Origin of the sequence: Sphingomonas insulae, assembly GCF_010450875.1 — a bacterium.
Classification (GTDB): Bacteria; Pseudomonadota; Alphaproteobacteria; order Sphingomonadales; family Sphingomonadaceae; genus Sphingomonas; species Sphingomonas insulae.
On record NZ_CP048422.1, the window covers coordinates 662,509 to 679,342 of the forward strand.

The window sequence follows — 16,834 nt, forward strand, 5'->3', positions numbered from 1 at the left end:
AGACGAAAGCTTGCTAGCTCGCCGGTAACAGATCACAGCTGGCGTGGTCATGAACATTTTGCGTCTCGCCCCCTTCGCCGCATTCGCGCTCGTCGCCTGTCAGCCGGGCGGCACCGCGCATGAAGCGCCGCCACTCGCCGGTGCCAGGATCGGCGGACCGTTCACGCTGGTGAATCAGGACGGCCGCCCCGTCACCGACCGCACGTTCGCCGGCAAATACCGGATCATGTATTTCGGCTACACCTTCTGCCCCGATGTCTGCCCGACCGACGCCGCGGCGATCGGCAAGGGGCTGGCGATGCTCGACAAGAGCGATCCGGCGCTGGCGGGTCGGATCGTCCCCGTGTTCGTCAGCGTCGATCCGGAACGCGACACGCCGGCGGTGCTCAAGGGCTTCGTCGCGGCGTTTCATCCGCGCATGGTCGGACTGACCGGGACGCCCGCACAGATCGCGGCGGTGTCGAAGGCCTATGGCGTGTTCGCGGGCAAGGGCGATGCGCAGCCCGGCGGCGGCTATCTGGTGAACCACAGCCGCACCACCTATCTGATGGATCCGGACGGCAGGCCGCTCGCATTGCTGCCGTCCGACAAGGGGCCGCAGGCGGTGGCGGACGAGATCAAGCGCTGGGCAACATGACGACATACCATGGTTAAGTTCTGGGAGTTGCCGATCGAGCAGCTCGATCGCGGACAATGGGAAGCGCTGTGCGACGGCTGCGGCAAATGCTGCATCCACAAGCTGGAAGACGACGAGACGGGCGAGATCGTGGCGACCAACGTCGCCTGCCGCCTGCTCGACCGGCGCAGTGGTTTCTGTTCGGACTACAAGCATCGCCGCGCCTATGTGCCGGAATGCGTCCGCCTGACCGCGGGCAACGTCCGCGGCATCGACTGGCTGCCATCGACCTGCGCCTACCGGCTGCGTGCCGCGGGCGAGCCGCTGCGCGACTGGCATTACCTGATCAGCGGCGACCGGGAGAGCGTGCACACCGCCGGCATTTCGGTACGCGGATGGACGGTGAGCGAGGACGACGTCGGGGATCTGGAGAACCACATCGTCGATCGGGAGCTGTGAGCGCGCCGTTCGAAGTCGTGCGCCATGCGACGGCGCGGCGGATCAGGCTGTCGATCGATCCGGCGAGCGGGGTCGCGCGACTGGTGGTGCCGAAACGCGCCGCGCTGAAGCCGGCGCTCGCCTGGGCGCAGGGCAAGGTCGGCTGGATCGCCGAACAGCGTGCCCGCCTGCCGCAGCCGCGACCCTACGTGCCCGGCATGGTGCTGACCGTCGCCGACATGGCGCTGACGATCGTCTGGGAAGCCGGCAGCCGGCGACGGATCGAGGTGGTCGGCGATACGCTGTCACTGTCCGGCCCGCTGGATACCCTGCCACGCCGGGTCGAGGCGTGGCTGAAGCGGCAGGCGCTCGACCGGCTGGCCGCCGACACCGCCGATTATGCGGCCAGCGCCGGCGTTACCGTCAGCAAGGTCGCGATCGGCGATGCGCGCGGGCGGTGGGGCAGCTGCGCGCACGACGGCGTCATCCGGTACAGCTGGCGATTGATCCTGGCGCCGGGATGGGTGCGGCGCGCGACGGTGGCACACGAGGTCGCGCATCGCGTGCACATGAACCATGCGCCCGCCTTTCACGCCCTGGTCGAGCAGCTGTACGGCGGCGATCCGACCCCGGCACGCGCGTGGTTGCGCGAACATGGGGCGGGGCTTCACTGGATCGGGCGATCGTCCTGAAGCGGGCGTTGCAGCGGCTGTCGCGTCGCCGGCGCAAAGTCGCGGCGGTCGTCACGCGCTGACGGCTGGCGGCCCGGCAGCGCCGGATCGCGACGATCGTCGCGGCGCTCCTCGCGGCGATCGGCACCGGGCTGGTCGTGTCCGGTCACGCGATCGATCAGATCGTCGAGCTGCTGCTGCGGCTGGGTTGGGATTGCGGGCTGCACGGTGCCGTCGTCCTGTTGCTGCTGCTCTTCGTCGCGCGACTGCTGAGGGATCGGATTGCCGTCCTCGTCCACCATCATCCCGCCGTTGTCGGGCTGACCGAAATAGGTCTCCTCGTCAGGCTCCAGCTGCCATTCGGGCAGGGTCACCTGCGTTTCGAACTGTTCGATCGGACGACTGGCGGTCGCCGGCTTCATGAATGCGGCGAAGGCGCGGGCGGGAGCGGTGCCGCCGTGCAGGCCGCTGATCGGACGGGCATCGTCGCGCCCCATCCACACCCCCGTCGTCAGCCCACTGGAAAAGCCGAGGAACCAGCCGTCCTTGGACGAGCTGGTCGTGCCGGTCTTGCCCGCGACCGGGCGGCCGATCTGGGCGGCGCGGCCGGTGCCGGTATTCACCGCCGTCTGCAACAGGTCGGTCATCTGTGCCGCGACATAGGGCGCGACGAGGACGTGGCTGCGGTCGACCTCGTGCGTGTAGATCGTCTGGCCGTTCGCCGTCACCTTGGTGATGCCATAGGGGGTGATCGCGACGCCCTTGTTGGCGACGCTTGCAAAGGCGCGGGTCATGTCGATGAGGCGGACGTCGGACGTGCCGAGCACCATCGAGGGGTGGGTGTTGACCGGCGTGGTGATGCCGAACCGCCGCGCCATGTCGGCGACGGTGGTGAAGCCCACCTCCTGCCCCAGCTTGGCCGCCACGGTGTTGAGCGAATAGGCGAAGGCGGTGCGCAGCGTCACCTGCCCGGAATTGCGCCGCGAATCGTTGCGCGGGCTCCAGCCGTCGATCGTCACCGGTTCGTCGACGATCGTATCCTCGGGCTTATGCCCCGCCTCCAGCGCGGCGAGATAGACGAACAGCTTGAAGGCGGAACCCGGCTGACGCTGCGCCTGCGTCGCGCGATTGTAGATCGAGGCGACATAGTCCTTGCCGCCGACCATCGCCTTGACCGCGCCGTCGCGGTCCAGGCTGACCAGCGCACCCTGCGCACCGGCGGGGGCATTGGCCCGCACCGCCGCGTCGGCGTCGCGCTGCATGCCGAGATCGAGCGTCGTCCACACGTCGAGCGGCGCCTCCGTCTCGTCGATCAGCGTGTCGAGCTGCGGCAGCGCCCAGTCGGTGAAGTAGCGCGCGCTGTTCTGGCGCGGCTCTGGCGCCAGCGCCAGCGACCGGGGGTTGGCATCGTCCGCCTGCGATTGCGTGATCGCGCCGTAGCGCACCATCGAATCCAGGACGACGCCGGCACGGCCGACGGCGGCCTGCGCGTCGGCGGTGGGCGAATAGTTGGAAGGTGCCTTCACCAGTCCGGCGATCACCGCCGCCTCGGCCAGGCTGAGGCGTTCGGCACCGTGACCGAAGAACTTGCGCGACGCCGCATCGATGCCATAGGCGCCGCCGCCGTAATAGACCTTGTTCAGGTACAGCTCGAGCACCTGTTCCTTGCTGAACTTGCGTTCCAGCGCGAGCGCCAGGATCCATTCGCGGAATTTGCGGCCGAACTTCTTCTGGTTGTTGAGGAAGACGTTGCGCGCCAGCTGCTGGGTGATGGTCGATCCGCCCTGGATCCAGCGCCCGCGTTCGTAACGGACCATCACCGATCGCGCGATGCCGAGCGGGTCGACGCCGGGATGGCTGTAGAAACGCCGATCCTCGACCGCCACGGTCGCATCGCGCATCACCTGCGGGATACTGCCATAGGGTAGCCATTCGCCATAGCTTGGCCCCATCGACACGATCACGCTGCCGTCGGCGGCGTGGACGCGGATCATCTGGCCGTTGGGCGAGGATTTGAGTTCGTCGAAGCTCGGCAGCTGCGAGCGGGCGACATAGACGGCGATCGCCAGCGCACCCACCGCCAGGATCGCCAGCGCGATCAGGATCTGGAGGGTGACGACGATCCGTCGACGCCAAGGCGAGCGGCGGACGGGAGCGGAGCGGGGGGTACGCGCACGGGCCATGAAGACCGCTGCGATTACCGGTTAACGCACCCCCCTACAAGCCGCCGTTACTTGCGCGCGCGAAACTCCAGCGCGATCGAGTTCATGCAATAGCGCAGGCCGGTCGGCGGCGGGCCGTCGGGAAAGACGTGGCCCATGTGGCTGTCGCAGCGCGCGCAACGCGTTTCCGTCCGGGTCATGCCGTGGCTGGTGTCGGTGTGATCCGACACGCGATCGGGCGATATCGGCTGGCTGAAGCTCGGCCAGCCCGATCCGCTGTCGTATTTGTCCGCGCTGTCGAACAGGTCGAGATGGCAGGCGGCGCAGCAATAGGTGCCATCTGCCTTGTTGTCGGTGAGTGCGCCGGCAAAGGCGCGTTCGGTGCCTGCTTCGCGCAGGACGTGATATTGCGCCGGCGTGAGCCGCTTGCGCCACTCGGCTTCCGAAAGGTTGAGCTGATCCATAAAGCCAATCTTGTGAGAGAAGGGGGCGGCGTCAACCGCTATGGGGTCATTCTGGTCGCATGAGCCATGACCTGGATCAGTGCGGCCGGCATCATCGCCACGACCGGCGCCGACCAGCGGCTTTCCGCAATGCGACGCACGCCGCCGGCCACCGCCATCGGCCGGGCGAGGCGGCGCGCGAACCGTTCCTGCCACGCCGTCGCCGCGGCGGGACCGCCGATCCGCCAAGCCTCGGCGGCGTCGATGCCGCTTGCAAGGGCGATGCCCATGCCTTCGCCGGCCAGGCTGGGGATCACGCCCGCCTGATCGCCGAGCCGGAACAGGCCGGGGGTGCCGGTCCGCTGACGCCATCCATAGGGTACGTTGGCGATCGCATCGACGGTCGCATGTGGCGCGAGATGCGCGATCCGTTCGCCCAGTCGCGGCAGTTCGCGGCCCAGGCTGGCGATCAGGTCGGCGGGGCTGCCCGCGTCCTGCAATCGCGAACGATGCACCGCCATGCACAGGTTGGCGCTGCCGTCTTCCTGCAGGGCGATCCCCGCGTAGCCGCGATCGAACAGGTGGAGTTCGATCTGCCCGTCCAGCAGGCGACGCAGCGCCGGTGCGGGTGACAGGCGGACGCGGATGCCCAGCGTGGGGTCGCTGCCCCGTGCCGATGCCGGCCGCGCCAGTCCGCGCAGGTCGTGCTTGCCGGTCGCCAGGAACAGGGCGTCGGCGGCGATCATCGCGCCGTCGGCCAGATGCGCGGTGAGTCCGTCGACGTGACGAACAGTGGCGCCGGTCTCGATCGCCACCCCGCTTCGCATGGCCGCGTGTCGCAGCAGTATGTCCAGCCGCCGTCGCGAGACGCCGATCGCCGGTCGGGGCAGCATCGCCTCACGTACGCGGCCACCGGCGAAAATCGTCACACGGGTCAGTCGATCGCGGTTGAGCGCGTCGGCATCGACGCCCAGCTGGGCGATCCTGTCGAGCGTCCGCCAGCTCACGAAACCGCCGCAAAGGGCATCGCCGTCGGGATGGCGCTCGACCATCACGGGCTGCGCGCCCGCCGCCGCCAGGCGGATGGCAGCCGCGGATCCGGCCGGGCCGCCGCCGACGATCAGCGCAGCCGTTCGACGCATAGCCGGAACGGAAAGGCGCGGAACACCCGGGCATCGCCGATGCCTGCCTCGGCCAGCAACGGCGGCCATTCGGCGGGGCGATAGGACCGCGCGATCGACAAGGTGCCGTCATGGCGGACAATCGGATGCCAGCGGGCAAACGTCGCGAGCACGGGAAAGCCCGCATAAGCGACGCGATGACGGTGCAGGTCGTTGACCAGCCAGCCGTGCCGCGCCTCCGCCTCCATGAACCGCAGGAACGCGATCAGCTGCGGCCGTGTCATGTGATGCGCGACGAGGCTGGACACGATCGCATCCCACCCCCGCCGGCCAGTTCGGCGTAATCGCCGGTACGCCATGTGATCGACGTACCGGCCGGCAGGACGGGCGGCGTGTGCAGGCGCGCCGCCGCCTCGCTGCGGGGATTGAGGTCGATGCCGACCAGCTCGGCAGCGATACCCCGGCGCGCCGACCAGCGCGCGATCCGACGCAGCATGTCGCCATCGCCATAGCCCACGTCGAGCAGACGCAGCGACGTTCGCCCGCGGGTGACCCGGTCCAGGAACCCAAGCGTCGGCCGCGCCGCCAGGGTGACGACGTTCACCCGCGCCAGATCGGCGACGACCGCCGCATAGGTGGCAGCGGACAGGTCGTCCGCATCCATCAATTCGTCCGCCTGGGCGCGCAAGGCCAGCGTCATGTCGCGAACCGCAACGCCAGCCCCTCGGCAGCCAGTCCCGGACCGAACGCGAGCGCAACCCCCGCGCGCGCTTGCGGTGGATCGGCGAGCAACCGGGCGAGCACGAACATCAACGTCGCCGACGACATGTTGCCGTTGTCGGCGAGCACCGCCCGCGACGCCGCCAGTGCATCCGCCGGCAGCGACAGGGCGGATTGCACGGCGTCCAGGATCGACCGCCCACCGGCATGCACCGCCCAGAACAGGTCGGCGGGCGTGGTGCCGCCGGTGATGGTGGCGACGAAGGCCGGTTCGCCCAGTGCGGTGCCGATGCGGCCCGGCACCGCCCCGTCCAGATGCATGGCAAATCCCGTATCGGTGATCGCCCAGCGGATCAGATCGGCGCTATCGGGCAGATTGGCGGCGAACGGTTGGCCGAGCGCCATGCCGCGCGCATCCGCGGTCACCAGCGCGGCGGCGGCACCGTCGCCGAATTGCAGCATCGCGAGCAGCGGCTCGACCGCCGTGTCGTCCTGCAAATGCAGCGACGACAACTCGACCGTCACCACCAGCACCCGCGCGGCGGGATCGGAGCGGACGATATGCCGGGCACTGCGCAAGGCGACGATCGCCGCGTAACAGCCCATGAAACCGACCAGCAGGCGTTCGACATCGGCGGGCAGGCCCAGTCGTGCAGCGACGATCTGATCGATGCCGGGCGCGACGAAACCGGTGCAACTCGCCACCACCAGATGGGTGATGCCGTCCAGCCCGACGCGTTCCTGCAAGGCGGCCACGGCGGCGAGCGCCAGTTCCGGCGCTTCCCGCGCATAAACCGCCATGCGCGCCGCCGTACCCGGCATCGCTGCGGCATAGAAGCCGCCGGGATCGACCGCGCTGGCGCCATCGACGCCCGGCAGGACGGACCAGCGGTGCGCGATGCCGGCACGGGCGGCCATCCGTGCGAACAGCGGACGGGCGCGTTCCTCTACCCGGCGGTTCGCCCATGTGATGAACGCGTCATGGACGTCATGCGGCGGAACGGCGGTGCCGATGGCGTTAAGATAGGCAAAATCGGTGGTCACCCTTGTCCTTCGATCCGCGGGGTAGGGCGGGAGGAGTAACAACGTCTGGTCCATCGACAAGGATGCAGCCGGCGCCGGACGCCGGCGAAAGGTCCGAATCCGCTCCGATAAGGAGCGGTATATAGCCGTTATACTTGTCTTTTTTTCGATCCGAATGATAGGTTGACCCGAGCAAACGACGCTATGGGGAGTGCGACGTGCCGAACGAGTCCATAGCCGGTCTGGTCAAGGACCTGACCTCACAACTGTCTGCGATCGCTGTGGAATTCGGCACGCGAGCGGATCGGCTGGCGCATGAATCCGATAGCGGGGTTCCCATGGGGGCGGCGGCGCTCGACCCCCGCGAACTCGCCAAGCAACTGCTCGCGCAACGCATGGCGCGCTTCGATCACTTTCCTGCCGAACTGTTTCATGAGCCCGCGTGGGACATGTTGCTTGCCCTGTTCGTCGCCCACGAGGAGCGGCGGACGATGAACGTCAAGACCCTGGTAGCCAGCGCGCAGGCGCCGGTGACGACGTCGCAGCGCTGGATCGACCATTTGCACAAGCTGAAGCTGATCGATCGCGTGATCGATCCTGTCGACCGCCGCCGAATGGAAATCTCGCTGAGTGATTCGGGCTATACGGCCATAACGGCGTATCTTCGGCGCCTCGGTGCCGCCTGAAATAACCCGATATTCGGCTAGAATGCGCCAAACCGACCCGAACATCAAATAGGTCAGCACTACAGCATTGATGGCAGGAGCTGTTGCTTCGCCGCACGATCGAGGACTACTCGTCTCGTGGAAGGCAAGTTCCCCCATCGCGATGAAATTACCCAAAATGGGTGCGCCCGAACAATCGACACTCGAATTGGTTCCGTAGTTTTTGCTTAAGTAGAGCAGACGATCCTCACCCCGAGCAAAAAGCAGGGGTGGGCATTGGCTTCGGCAGGGATCAGGGGGGGAATCGTCGACGGCGGATCGTGGCGTGTCGCCGTGATCCGTGCGATCGCCTGCGTCCTTGGGTTGCTAAGCGTGCTTGCCGACCCCGCCATGGCAGAGACGCGGGCTGGCGTCGCGATCACCAACGTCGCCACGGCGACCAGCGACGATCCGGCCGGAAGCGTCCGCTCCAATCCGGCAACGCTGACCGTCGCCGAGCGGCTCGACGTCGAACTCGCGCGCACCGATGAAAACCGCATCGACGTAACGCCCGGCGGTACCGCCGTGCCGCTGCTGCTGACCAACAGCGGCAACGGGAACGAGGCGTTCGACCTATTCGCGCTGCCGTCCGATGCGTCCGCCCGCGTCCGCCTGATCGCCATCGATCGCGACGGCGACGGGCGTTTCGACGCTGCGATCGATCAGGTGCTGGCGGGTGGACGCACCGCAGAACTGGAACCCAGCGCGGTGCTGCGCCTGCTGGTGGTGGTCGATCCCGCGGCGGCGACGGTGACCGCTACGGCGCTCACCGCCATTGCCCGGGCAGCGACCGGCAGCGGCCCTGAAGGCACGATGTTCGCCGCGCGCGGGGATGCCGGATCCGATGCGGTCACCGGCGCGACACAGGCGCGGGCGGAGGTGGCCGTCCCGATCGGCGCGGCGACGGACGCGGCACCCGTCCTGTTCAAGTCGCAGAGCGTCCGCGCACCCGACGGGTCGTCCGTTCCGATGACCGGTGCCGTCGTCACCTATCGGCTGGAGGCACGCTTTACCGGCCCCGCCGCGGCAGCGCGCATCGACGATCCGGTTCCGCAGGGCACACGTTATGTCCCGGGCAGCCTGACACTCGACAGCGCACCGCTCAGCGACGCCGCCGACGCCGATTCCGGCCAGGCGGACGATGCCACCGTCGCCGTCGCATTGGGCGACATCGCCGCGGCGACGACGCGCACCGTTCAATTCCAAGTCACCATCCAATGAGGATCTTCACGATGACGCTTCGTATCCTTGCGGCGGCCATACCGGCCCTCGTGCTGGCGGCACCGCTGGCGGCCGCCGGCCCGCTGACGATGACGACCCGGATGATGGTCGAGAAACGCGTTGCGGCGCGTGACGGATCGACCGCCACGACGATGATCCCGGCGACCCGCGCGGTGCCGGGCGACCGTATCACCGTCGTCCTCGCCTATCGCAACGGCGGGACGGCGCCGATCGGCAACCTCGTCCTCGCCAACCCAGTACCGCGCAACGTCGCGTTCCGCGGCGCCGCCGCCGGATCCGCCGCGCCCGAGGTGTCGGTGGACGGCAAGACCTATGGCAGCCTTGACGGGCTTCGCGTGACGACGCCCGATGGCGCGACGCGGCCGGCGACGGCCAACGATGTCACCCACGTCCGGTGGCGCCTCTCCAGCCCCGTAGCGGCCGGGCAGGGGGGCGAACTCGCGTTCCAGGCCGTCCTCAAATGACCAACCCACGCAATCCATCTCAACAGGGAGCAACACGCATGTCCGCACTAGGGGCGCGGCGCCTATTGTTGGCCGGTACGGCCACGATAGCGTCGATCGGGACTGCACACGCGCAGTCTACGACCACCGGCACCGTCGCCGGCACGACGATCACCAACACCGCCACGGCGAGCTATACGGTCAACGGCACCGCCGGCACGGCGACGTCGAACACCGCGACCTTCGTGGTCGACCGCAAGGTCAACCTGACGGTCATCGCCACGCCGAATACGCCCAAGCAAGTCAATCTGGACCAGGTCGATGCGTATACGACGTTCCAGGTGACCAACAACACCAACGGCATCCAGGATTTCGCGCTGTCGGCGAACCAGGCGGTGCTGACCGGTATCCTGACGGGAACCGACACGTTCGATCTGAACAACCTGAAGATCTTCGTCGATTCCAACAACAACGGCGTCTACGACCCCGGTGTCGATACCAAGACCTTCATCGACGAACTCGCGCCCGACGGCAATGCGACGGTGTTCGTGGTCGGCGACATTCCATCGACCGTGGTCGGCAAGATGGCGCAGGTCGGGCTGAAGGCGACGGTCGCCGCCGGTGGCACGACGGGCACGCTGGGTCCCGTGCTGGTGCCGACGCCGCTCAACACGCTCAATCAGGACAACGAGATCGATATCGTCTTCGCCGACGACGATAACGACGGCCTGATCGGCTACGACACGGCGAACAACGGCGCCGGCTGGGCCTATGGCGCGTACGACATCGGCGTCACCGCGGTGAACCTGTCGGTGGTGAAGTCGGCGACGGTGCTGTCCGACGGCGTCAGCGCGCTCAATCCCAAGGCGCTGCCGGGTGCGATCGTGCAATATTGCCTTACCGTCACCAATTCCACGCTGCTCACCCCGGCGACGGGCATCAACCTGACCGACGTCATCCCCGCCAATACCACCTACGTCCCGGGATCGATCAGCGTCGGCGGCCTGGGCACCGGAGGGGTCTGCCTGACCAACGGCTTCACGCAGAACGACGACGGCACGCCGCCGGCGCTCGGGCCGTACCGCGGGTCGTTCAACGCCACGACGAAGACGGTGACCGCGACCATTCCGACGCTGATCGGCGGCGCGTCGGTCGCGGCGAGTTTCCGCGTCAAGATCAACTAAACCCCTCGATCAGGAAGGAGTTGTCCGATCCCGGCGCGCGTTACCCCCGCGCCGGGACACGGCCCCCTTATGCCTATGTTCCGGCCTTTCCTCCGCATGCTCGCGCTTGTCGCAGGCCTTGGTAGCACGCTGCCGGCCGCCGCGCAGACGCATGTCGAGAACATCGCCACGCTGACCTACCGGGCCGGCGATGGCGAACGGGTCGTGCGTTCAAACGCGGTCGGTCTGGATGTCACCCGGACGAAGCGACCGACCAGCTTCACCTTCCGCCTGTTGCCCAACGGCTATGTGCCGACCGGCGCGACCTGCGAAGGCACGCCGCCGCGATTCACGCCGGCGCCGATCGATGCGGCGACGCTGGCGGTGTCGCCGCCGCTCGCCGCGGTCGATATCACCTCGCCGCTCATCATGGTCATCGAGGCGGAGGGCGCCAATCGCGATTCCCAGGTCCGCGAGACGGTGACGATCGATTTCGACACCGGCAAGATCGCCGGCAAGCTGCCGTTGCTTGAAACCGGCGCCAACACCGGCGTCTTTGCCGGCGCCGTGCCTGCGGCGAACGACAACAGCGATCCGAAACTATCCGCCTGCATGCTCAACCTGAAGCGCGGCGATCACCTGCGCCTGAGCTTCACCGAGGACCAGTACAGCTACGGCTCGTCGATCGACCTGCTCATCGATCCGGCCGGCTATGTCTTCGATTCGCGCACCGGTGCGGTGATCGACGGCGCCGAGGTGACGTTGCTCGACGAGGCCGGACAGCCCGCGACGGTGTTCGGCGACGACGGCATCAGTCGCTATCCCGCGACCGTCGTCAGCGGCGCCGCCGTCACCGATGCCTCCGGTCGCCGCTACGCCCCGCTGGCCGGGCGCTTCCGCTTCCCGTTCGCGCGCCCTGGGCGCTATTCGCTCAAGATCACGCCGCCCGGCGAATACATCGCGCCGTCGGTGGTCGACCGCGCTACGCTCCTGGCCTTGAAGGACCCGCTCGGCGACCGGTTCATCATCGCCGATGCTAGCTATGGCGGCTTCCTGACGCTGGCCAACCAGGACCCGGTCTATGTCGATGTGCCGCTCGACCGCCCCGGTAACGGTACGCTGCTGCTGACCAAGACCGCATCGGTGCGCGATGCCTCGCCGGGCGATTTCATCCAGTACCGGCTGCAGGTGCAGAACCGCGATGCGGTGCCGGCAAGCGGGCTGGTCCTGTCCGATTATCTGCCGCAGGGGCTCCGCTACGAACGCGGATCGACCCGCGGCGGCGCCGAGCCGACCGTGTCGCCTGACGGTCGCAACCTGACCTTCGCAATTCCCGCCATCGCCCCCAGCGGTTCGGCCGATATTCGCTACGTCGTGACGGTGGCACCGGGTGCGCCGAGCGGCGAGGCGCTGAACCGCGCGCAGATCGTCGGCGACGGGCGCGTGACCAGCAACCAGGCGGCGGCATCCGTCCGCCTGCGCCCGTTGTTGTTTACCGACGCCATGACCGTCATCGGGCGGGTGACGGAGGGGAATTGCGGCGACCCGGTCGACCGGCGCAAGGGCATCGCGGGTATCCGCCTGCTGCTGGAGGATGGCACCTTCGTCGTCACCGACCGCGATGGCCTGTATCATTTCGAAGGGGTGCGCGCCGGCCGCCACGTCGTCCAGCTGGACACCGCCAGCATCCCCGCCAGCTACGCACCGGTCGCCTGCGACGTCGACACCCGCCAGGCGAAAAGTGCGATATCGCGCTTCGTGGAAGCGGAGGGCGGCGTGATGAAGCGGGTCGACTTCCAGCTGCGGCCGACCGGCAAGGCTGCCGCCGCCATCGACGCGCTGCCGATCGCGGTCGCCGACGATGCCGCGGCCGCTGGCAACCGCGAATGGCTGGGCGGACAGGCGGCCGGCATCGACTGGCTGTTCCCGCAGGTCGATCACAATCCCCGCGCGCCGGTGCTGCGCGTCGCGATCAAACATGCGCCCGATCAGCGTGTCGCCTTGACCGTCAACGGTCGCGGCACCGATCCGCTCGCCTTCGACGGCGCGGACACCGCCGGCGCGGTCGCGGTGTCGAAGTGGAACGGCCTGCCGCTACAGCCGGGCGACAACCGTCTGGTCGCGCGCATCCTCGCCGGCGACGGCCACGTCGTCCAGACGCTGGAGCGTGTCGTCCACTATAGCGGCGTCGGCGTCAGGGCGATCGTCGATCCAGGCAAGAGCCGCCTCAAGGCGGACGGCCTCAACCGGCCGCTGATCGCGGTGCGCGTCACCGACAAGGACGGTCGTCCGGTCCGTGCCGGCACGCTGGTGCCGTTCCGCATCGACCAGCCCTATCAGGCGGCGATCGAAGCCGATCTGCAACAGGGTCGCCAGCTCGCCGGACGCGAGCGCGCCGCCACCACCGCACGTGTCGTCGGCGACGACGGTTATGCCTTCATCGCGCTGCAACCGACGACGCAGGCGGGCGCCGTCCATGCCGTCGTCAGCCTGACCGACGACAAGCAGGTCCGGACCAGCGAGATCCGCGCCTGGCTGGACGCCGCACAGCAGGACTGGATGGTCGTCGGCTTCGGTGCGGGCAGCATCGGCTACGACATGCTCAGCAAGCATGGCCGTTCGTTGCCCAGGGCAGAGCGCAATGCGGTCGTCACCGACGGTCAGCTCGCTTTCTATGCCAAGGGGCGCATCAAGGGATCGTGGTTGATGACGATCGCCTATGACAGCGATCGCGCGTACGATCCGACCCGCGGCCTGCTCGGCACGATCGATCCCGATCGCTATTACACGGTGTATGGCGATGGCAGCATGCAGGGGTATGACGCCGCGACCCGTCGCAAGCTGTACCTGCGGCTGGAGCGCCGCGAATTCTACGCCCTGTTCGGCGACTTCGAGACCGGCTTCACCGACACCCAGCTGACCCGCTACAGCCGGACCCTCAACGGCGTGAAGGCCGCCTATGAAGGGCGCAGGCTGTCGGTACAGGGCTTCGCCGCGAAGACCGACACGCTGTATTCGCGCGACGAGATCCAGGGCAACGGCCTGTCCGGACCCTATCGGTTGCGCGCGCGCGGCATCGTACCGAACAGCGACAAGCTGCGGATCGAGGTGCGCGACCGCTTCCGGTCCGAAGTGATCGTGTCGACGACGCAGCTGACCCGCCACATCGATTACGACATCGACATCGGCCTCGGCACGGTACGCTTCCGCAACCCGGTGCTGAGCCGCGACGCCAGCCTCAATCCCATCTTCATCGTCGCCGACTACGAGGTGGAGGGCGGCAAGACCGAACAGCTCGCCGCCGCCGCGCGCGTCGCCGCCAAGCTCGGCCGGGTGACCGTCGGCGCCAGCGTCATCCGCGACGAAACCGCAGGCAATGCGACGGTGGCGGGCGCCGACGTCAAGGCGCGCTTCGGCACCGCGACCGAGGTCCGCGGCGAATTCGCCACCGGTGGCAAGCGTGGCCTGGGTCGCGACATCGCCTTCCTGGCCGAAGCGGAGCATCATGGCGGCGGCCTCGACCTGCTCGGCTACGTCCGTCAGCAGGACGGTGGATTCGGCGTCGGGCAGCAGAATCTGGTCGAGGCGGCGACGCGCAAGATCGGCATCGACGGCCGCGTCGCGCTGACCGACCGGCTGAGCGTCACCAGCACCGTCTGGCATCAGGATATGCTCGCCAGCCCGGCGACGCGCACGGCGGGCGAGGCGCGGCTGGAATACCGCCGTGCGGCCGGCACGGTCTTCGTCGGCGGCCAGTTCGCCAGCGACCGCGGGCTGGACGGGGGCGCCCGTGATTCGCGGCTGTTGACCCTTGGCGGCACGCAGTCGCTGTTCGCGGGCAAGCTGACGCTCGCCGCGCAGACGCAGTTCGCACCCGGCGGGGACAAGGCGTCGGTCGATTTCCCGGCCCGGCACCAGCTGACCGCGGCATGGCGGATCAAGCCGGGCCTGCGCCTGCTCACCGGCTACGAGATTGCGAACGGCAAGGATTATACCGCGCACACCGCACAGGTCGGCTTCGACGTCGCGCCCTGGACCGGTGCCAAGCTGATGAGCACGCTCAACCAGCAGGCGATCGGCGAGAACGGTGGCCGCACCTACGCGCAATATGGCCTCAGCCAGTCGTTGCCGCTCGGCAAGCGCTGGTCGGTCGATGCGACGCTGGACGCGACCAGCACGGTACGCGGGCGCGTGCCTGCCGGCGCGGTCATCAACGCCTTTCAGCCGGTCGCCTCCGGCGGGGTGATCGATGGCAACGGCGGCGTCGGCGACCGCGACTTCACCGCCGCGACGCTGGGGGCGACCTATCGCGCACAGCGTTGGTCGTGGACCGGTCGCCTCGAATATCGCGACGGCGAGAACGAGGATCGCTTCGGTATCGTCACCAGCCTGTTGCGCACGCTGGGCGAGGGCCGGACGATCGCATCCAACCTGCGCGCCTTCCGCGTCCGCAACGCGTCCGGTGCGGTGGCGACGCAGGCGAGCGCCGACCTCGCGCTCGCATGGCGGCCGCTCGACAGCCGCTGGTCACTGCTCGAACGGCTCGAATTCCGCCACGACAGCGCCGATGGCAGCTTCGATGACGGCAACGTGCTCGGCGTGCCGGCCTATGGCGGGGGCGATCAGGTGACCTCGCGCGTCGTCAACAATCTGGCGATCAACTATCGCAGTGGTCCCGAAGGGCTCGGCCACGGTTTCGAAGCCACGCTCTATTACGGCGCCAAGTACGTTGCCGGTCGCTATGCCGATGACGTCTACGACGGGTTCATCGACGTCGTCGGGTTCGACCTGCGCCAGGACCTCGGCACCCGCTTCGACATCGGCGTCGCCGGATCGGTGCAGCACGCCTGGGACCGCGGCGTGTGGTCGTGGAGCGGCGGGCCGTCGGCCGGCGTGTCGCCCGCCCCCAATCTGTGGATCAGCGCCGGCTACAACATCGCCGGCTATCGCGATCGGGATTTCGAGGCGGATCGCTACACCCGCCAGGGACCGTATGTGACGATGCGCCTGAAATTCGACCAGCTTTCCCTCGGCGGCGCGACCCGTGCCTTGTTCGGACGATGATTATGCCCTCTTCTCCCGCGCATCCGACCGCAGCGTTGCCGAACCTGGAGCCGCTCGCCCGGCGCTTCGCCGCGATGACGCAGGACGATGCGGAGGCCGCCATCGACATCCAGGTGGCGAACGCCATCCGCGAATGGCGGATATCCGATGCGACGTTCTGGCAGCGGATCAAGTTCCGATCCCGCATGATCCGCACCGTGACCGCGCAGCATCCCAGCCCGTCGAAGGCATAGGGCGATGTTCCACGGTCCGATCAAGCCGACCCACGATCCGGTGCCGACGCATGTCGACCAGCGGCGGGGGACACGGCGCCATACCAGCGTTCTGTTGATCGGCCGGGTGCGGTACGCCGGCGGCGAAAGCGCGTGCCTGGTGCACGACATATCCAGCCACGGGCTGATGGCGCGCTTTACCGCGATGCCGATGGTCGGCGACCGGATGCTGATCGCGGTACGCGGCCTGCCGGAGGTCGCGGCGACGGTCCGTTGGGTCAACGGCTTTCGCGGTGGCGTGGAATTCGAGGTGGCGCAGGACGTCGGCGGCGTGTTCTGCCTGCGCGACGATCGCGGCCATGTCGCGCGTACCCCGCGTTTCGCGATGCAGGCGAGCGCGAGCCTGCGGATCGGCGACCTGCGCCTGGCGGTCGATATCCTCGACATTTCGCCCGGTGGCGTGAAATTACGCAGCGATGCGCTGGTGCCGGTCGGCCAGGCGGGCAGCGTGCTGTTACCGGAGATAAACGTCGCCGCATTCGGATCGGTATGCTGGACCCGCGACGATCGCTTCGGTTTCCGCTTCTGCACGCCGCTGCCGCTCGCCAGCCTGTCGCGCGTCCTCGGTTGCGGATGAGGGGACGCACCCAAAACCATGAGGGTGCCATCGCCGGTTCTGCATGAAAGGTGGTGCGGCCGAGAAGACTCGAACTTCCACGGGCTTTCGCCCACAACGACCTCAACGTTGCGCGTCTACCAATTCCGCCACGGCCGCACGTGTGAGAACGCCGGGCTGAGCCGGCATCTGGCAG

General features: G+C 68.1%; 14 protein-coding genes, 1 tRNA gene and 1 pseudogene. 10 read left to right on the forward strand and 6 right to left on the reverse strand.

Annotation, left to right across the window (positions count from 1 at the left end):
- The first annotated feature begins 49 nt into the window (after positions 1-49).
- From GTH33_RS04720 to GTH33_RS04730, 3 genes are read left to right on the forward strand one after another with little or no spacing between them, the layout of a single operon-like run.
- Entirely contained in the window at positions 50-637 is a 588-nt protein-coding gene (locus GTH33_RS04720; protein WP_163957312.1) for an SCO family protein, read from the forward strand.
- Positions 638-646: 9 nt separating this feature from the next.
- A complete protein-coding gene (locus tag GTH33_RS04725) occupies positions 647-1,075 on the forward strand; it encodes a YcgN family cysteine cluster protein (protein WP_163957313.1) in 429 nt (142 codons plus the stop codon).
- Positions 1,072-1,746 (forward strand): M48 family metallopeptidase, encoded by a 675-nt coding sequence (locus GTH33_RS04730; protein ID WP_163957314.1) that lies wholly within the window; start codon positions 1,072-1,074, stop codon positions 1,744-1,746. The genes GTH33_RS04725 and GTH33_RS04730 overlap by 4 nt, the downstream gene beginning before the upstream one ends.
- Here GTH33_RS04730 and GTH33_RS04735 read toward each other — a convergent pair.
- The 5 genes and pseudogenes from GTH33_RS04735 to GTH33_RS04755 all read right to left on the reverse strand — a co-directional run bounded on the left by GTH33_RS04735 (position 1,722) and on the right by GTH33_RS04755 (position 7,215).
- Positions 1,722-3,908 carry a transglycosylase domain-containing protein gene (locus GTH33_RS04735; protein ID WP_163957315.1) on the reverse strand — a complete coding sequence of 729 codons (2,187 nt, stop codon included), beginning with the start codon at positions 3,906-3,908 and terminating at the stop codon, positions 1,722-1,724. The two genes, GTH33_RS04730 and GTH33_RS04735, sit on opposite strands and share 25 nt — an antisense overlap.
- 47 nt (positions 3,909-3,955) lie before the next feature.
- Positions 3,956-4,351 (reverse strand): peptide-methionine (R)-S-oxide reductase MsrB, encoded by a 396-nt coding sequence (msrB, locus tag GTH33_RS04740; protein ID WP_163957316.1) that lies wholly within the window; start codon positions 4,349-4,351, stop codon positions 3,956-3,958.
- Between the two features lie 38 nt (positions 4,352-4,389).
- Positions 4,390-5,472 (reverse strand): NAD(P)/FAD-dependent oxidoreductase, encoded by a 1,083-nt coding sequence (locus GTH33_RS04745; protein ID WP_163957317.1) that lies wholly within the window; start codon positions 5,470-5,472, stop codon positions 4,390-4,392.
- A pseudogene (locus GTH33_RS04750) lies at positions 5,451-6,151 on the reverse strand (methyltransferase domain-containing protein). The gene GTH33_RS04745 and the pseudogene GTH33_RS04750 overlap by 22 nt, the downstream one beginning before the upstream one ends.
- Positions 6,148-7,215 carry a type III polyketide synthase gene (locus tag GTH33_RS04755; RefSeq protein WP_249054999.1) on the reverse strand — a complete coding sequence of 356 codons (1,068 nt, stop codon included), beginning with the start codon at positions 7,213-7,215 and terminating at the stop codon, positions 6,148-6,150. The pseudogene GTH33_RS04750 and the gene GTH33_RS04755 overlap by 4 nt, the downstream one beginning before the upstream one ends.
- 197 nt (positions 7,216-7,412) lie before the next feature.
- Here GTH33_RS04755 and GTH33_RS04760 point away from each other — a divergent pair, with 197 nt between their 5' ends.
- The 7 genes from GTH33_RS04760 (at position 7,413) to GTH33_RS04790 (ending at position 16,659) form a co-directional block, all read left to right on the forward strand.
- Positions 7,413-7,880: a helix-turn-helix domain-containing protein gene (locus GTH33_RS04760; protein WP_163957319.1), complete on the forward strand. Its 468-nt coding sequence runs from the start codon at positions 7,413-7,415 to the stop codon at positions 7,878-7,880.
- A gap of 312 nt (positions 7,881-8,192) precedes the next feature.
- Entirely contained in the window at positions 8,193-9,119 is a 927-nt protein-coding gene (locus GTH33_RS04765; RefSeq protein ID WP_163957320.1) for a hypothetical protein, read from the forward strand.
- Positions 9,120-9,130: 11 nt separating this feature from the next.
- Complete coding sequence (locus tag GTH33_RS04770) at positions 9,131-9,604, forward strand: hypothetical protein (RefSeq protein WP_208404108.1); 474 nt, start codon at positions 9,131-9,133, stop codon at positions 9,602-9,604.
- A gap of 38 nt (positions 9,605-9,642) precedes the next feature.
- Positions 9,643-10,767, forward strand: a complete 1,125-nt coding sequence (locus tag GTH33_RS04775) for a DUF11 domain-containing protein (protein ID WP_163957321.1) — start codon at positions 9,643-9,645, stop codon at positions 10,765-10,767.
- A 96-nt stretch (positions 10,768-10,863) separates the two neighbouring features.
- The gene (locus GTH33_RS04780) at positions 10,864-15,810 is read left to right on the forward strand and encodes a DUF11 domain-containing protein (protein WP_163957322.1); all 4,947 of its coding nucleotides are present in this window, start codon (positions 10,864-10,866) and stop codon (positions 15,808-15,810) included.
- A 2-nt stretch (positions 15,811-15,812) separates the two neighbouring features.
- Entirely contained in the window at positions 15,813-16,043 is a 231-nt protein-coding gene (locus GTH33_RS04785; RefSeq protein WP_163957323.1) for a hypothetical protein, read from the forward strand.
- Positions 16,044-16,047: 4 nt separating this feature from the next.
- Positions 16,048-16,659: a PilZ domain-containing protein gene (locus GTH33_RS04790; RefSeq protein WP_163957324.1), complete on the forward strand. Its 612-nt coding sequence runs from the start codon at positions 16,048-16,050 to the stop codon at positions 16,657-16,659.
- A gap of 51 nt (positions 16,660-16,710) precedes the next feature.
- Here GTH33_RS04790 and GTH33_RS04795 read toward each other — a convergent pair.
- Positions 16,711-16,797: transfer RNA gene (locus GTH33_RS04795), tRNA-Leu, on the reverse strand.
- Positions 16,798-16,834: the final 37 nt, after the last annotated feature.

Excerpts from the sequence above, each read along its gene's own strand:
- GTH33_RS04720 (WP_163957312.1), top strand. The coding sequence starts at position 50 with ATGAACATTTTGCGTCTCGCCCCCTTCGCCGCATTCGCGCTCGTCGCC.
- GTH33_RS04725 (WP_163957313.1), top strand. The coding sequence starts at position 647 with ATGGTTAAGTTCTGGGAGTTGCCGATCGAGCAGCTCGATCGCGGACAA.
- GTH33_RS04735 (WP_163957315.1), bottom strand. The coding sequence starts at position 3,908 with ATGGCCCGTGCGCGTACCCCCCGCTCCGCTCCCGTCCGCCGCTCGCCT.
- msrB (WP_163957316.1), bottom strand. The coding sequence starts at position 4,351 with ATGGATCAGCTCAACCTTTCGGAAGCCGAGTGGCGCAAGCGGCTCACG.
- GTH33_RS04745 (WP_163957317.1), bottom strand. The coding sequence starts at position 5,472 with ATGCGTCGAACGGCTGCGCTGATCGTCGGCGGCGGCCCGGCCGGATCC.
- GTH33_RS04770 (WP_208404108.1), top strand. The coding sequence starts at position 9,131 with ATGACGCTTCGTATCCTTGCGGCGGCCATACCGGCCCTCGTGCTGGCG.
- GTH33_RS04775 (WP_163957321.1), top strand. The coding sequence starts at position 9,643 with ATGTCCGCACTAGGGGCGCGGCGCCTATTGTTGGCCGGTACGGCCACG.
- GTH33_RS04780 (WP_163957322.1), top strand. The coding sequence starts at position 10,864 with ATGCTCGCGCTTGTCGCAGGCCTTGGTAGCACGCTGCCGGCCGCCGCG.
- GTH33_RS04785 (WP_163957323.1), top strand. The coding sequence starts at position 15,813 with ATGCCCTCTTCTCCCGCGCATCCGACCGCAGCGTTGCCGAACCTGGAG.
- GTH33_RS04790 (WP_163957324.1), top strand. The coding sequence starts at position 16,048 with ATGTTCCACGGTCCGATCAAGCCGACCCACGATCCGGTGCCGACGCAT.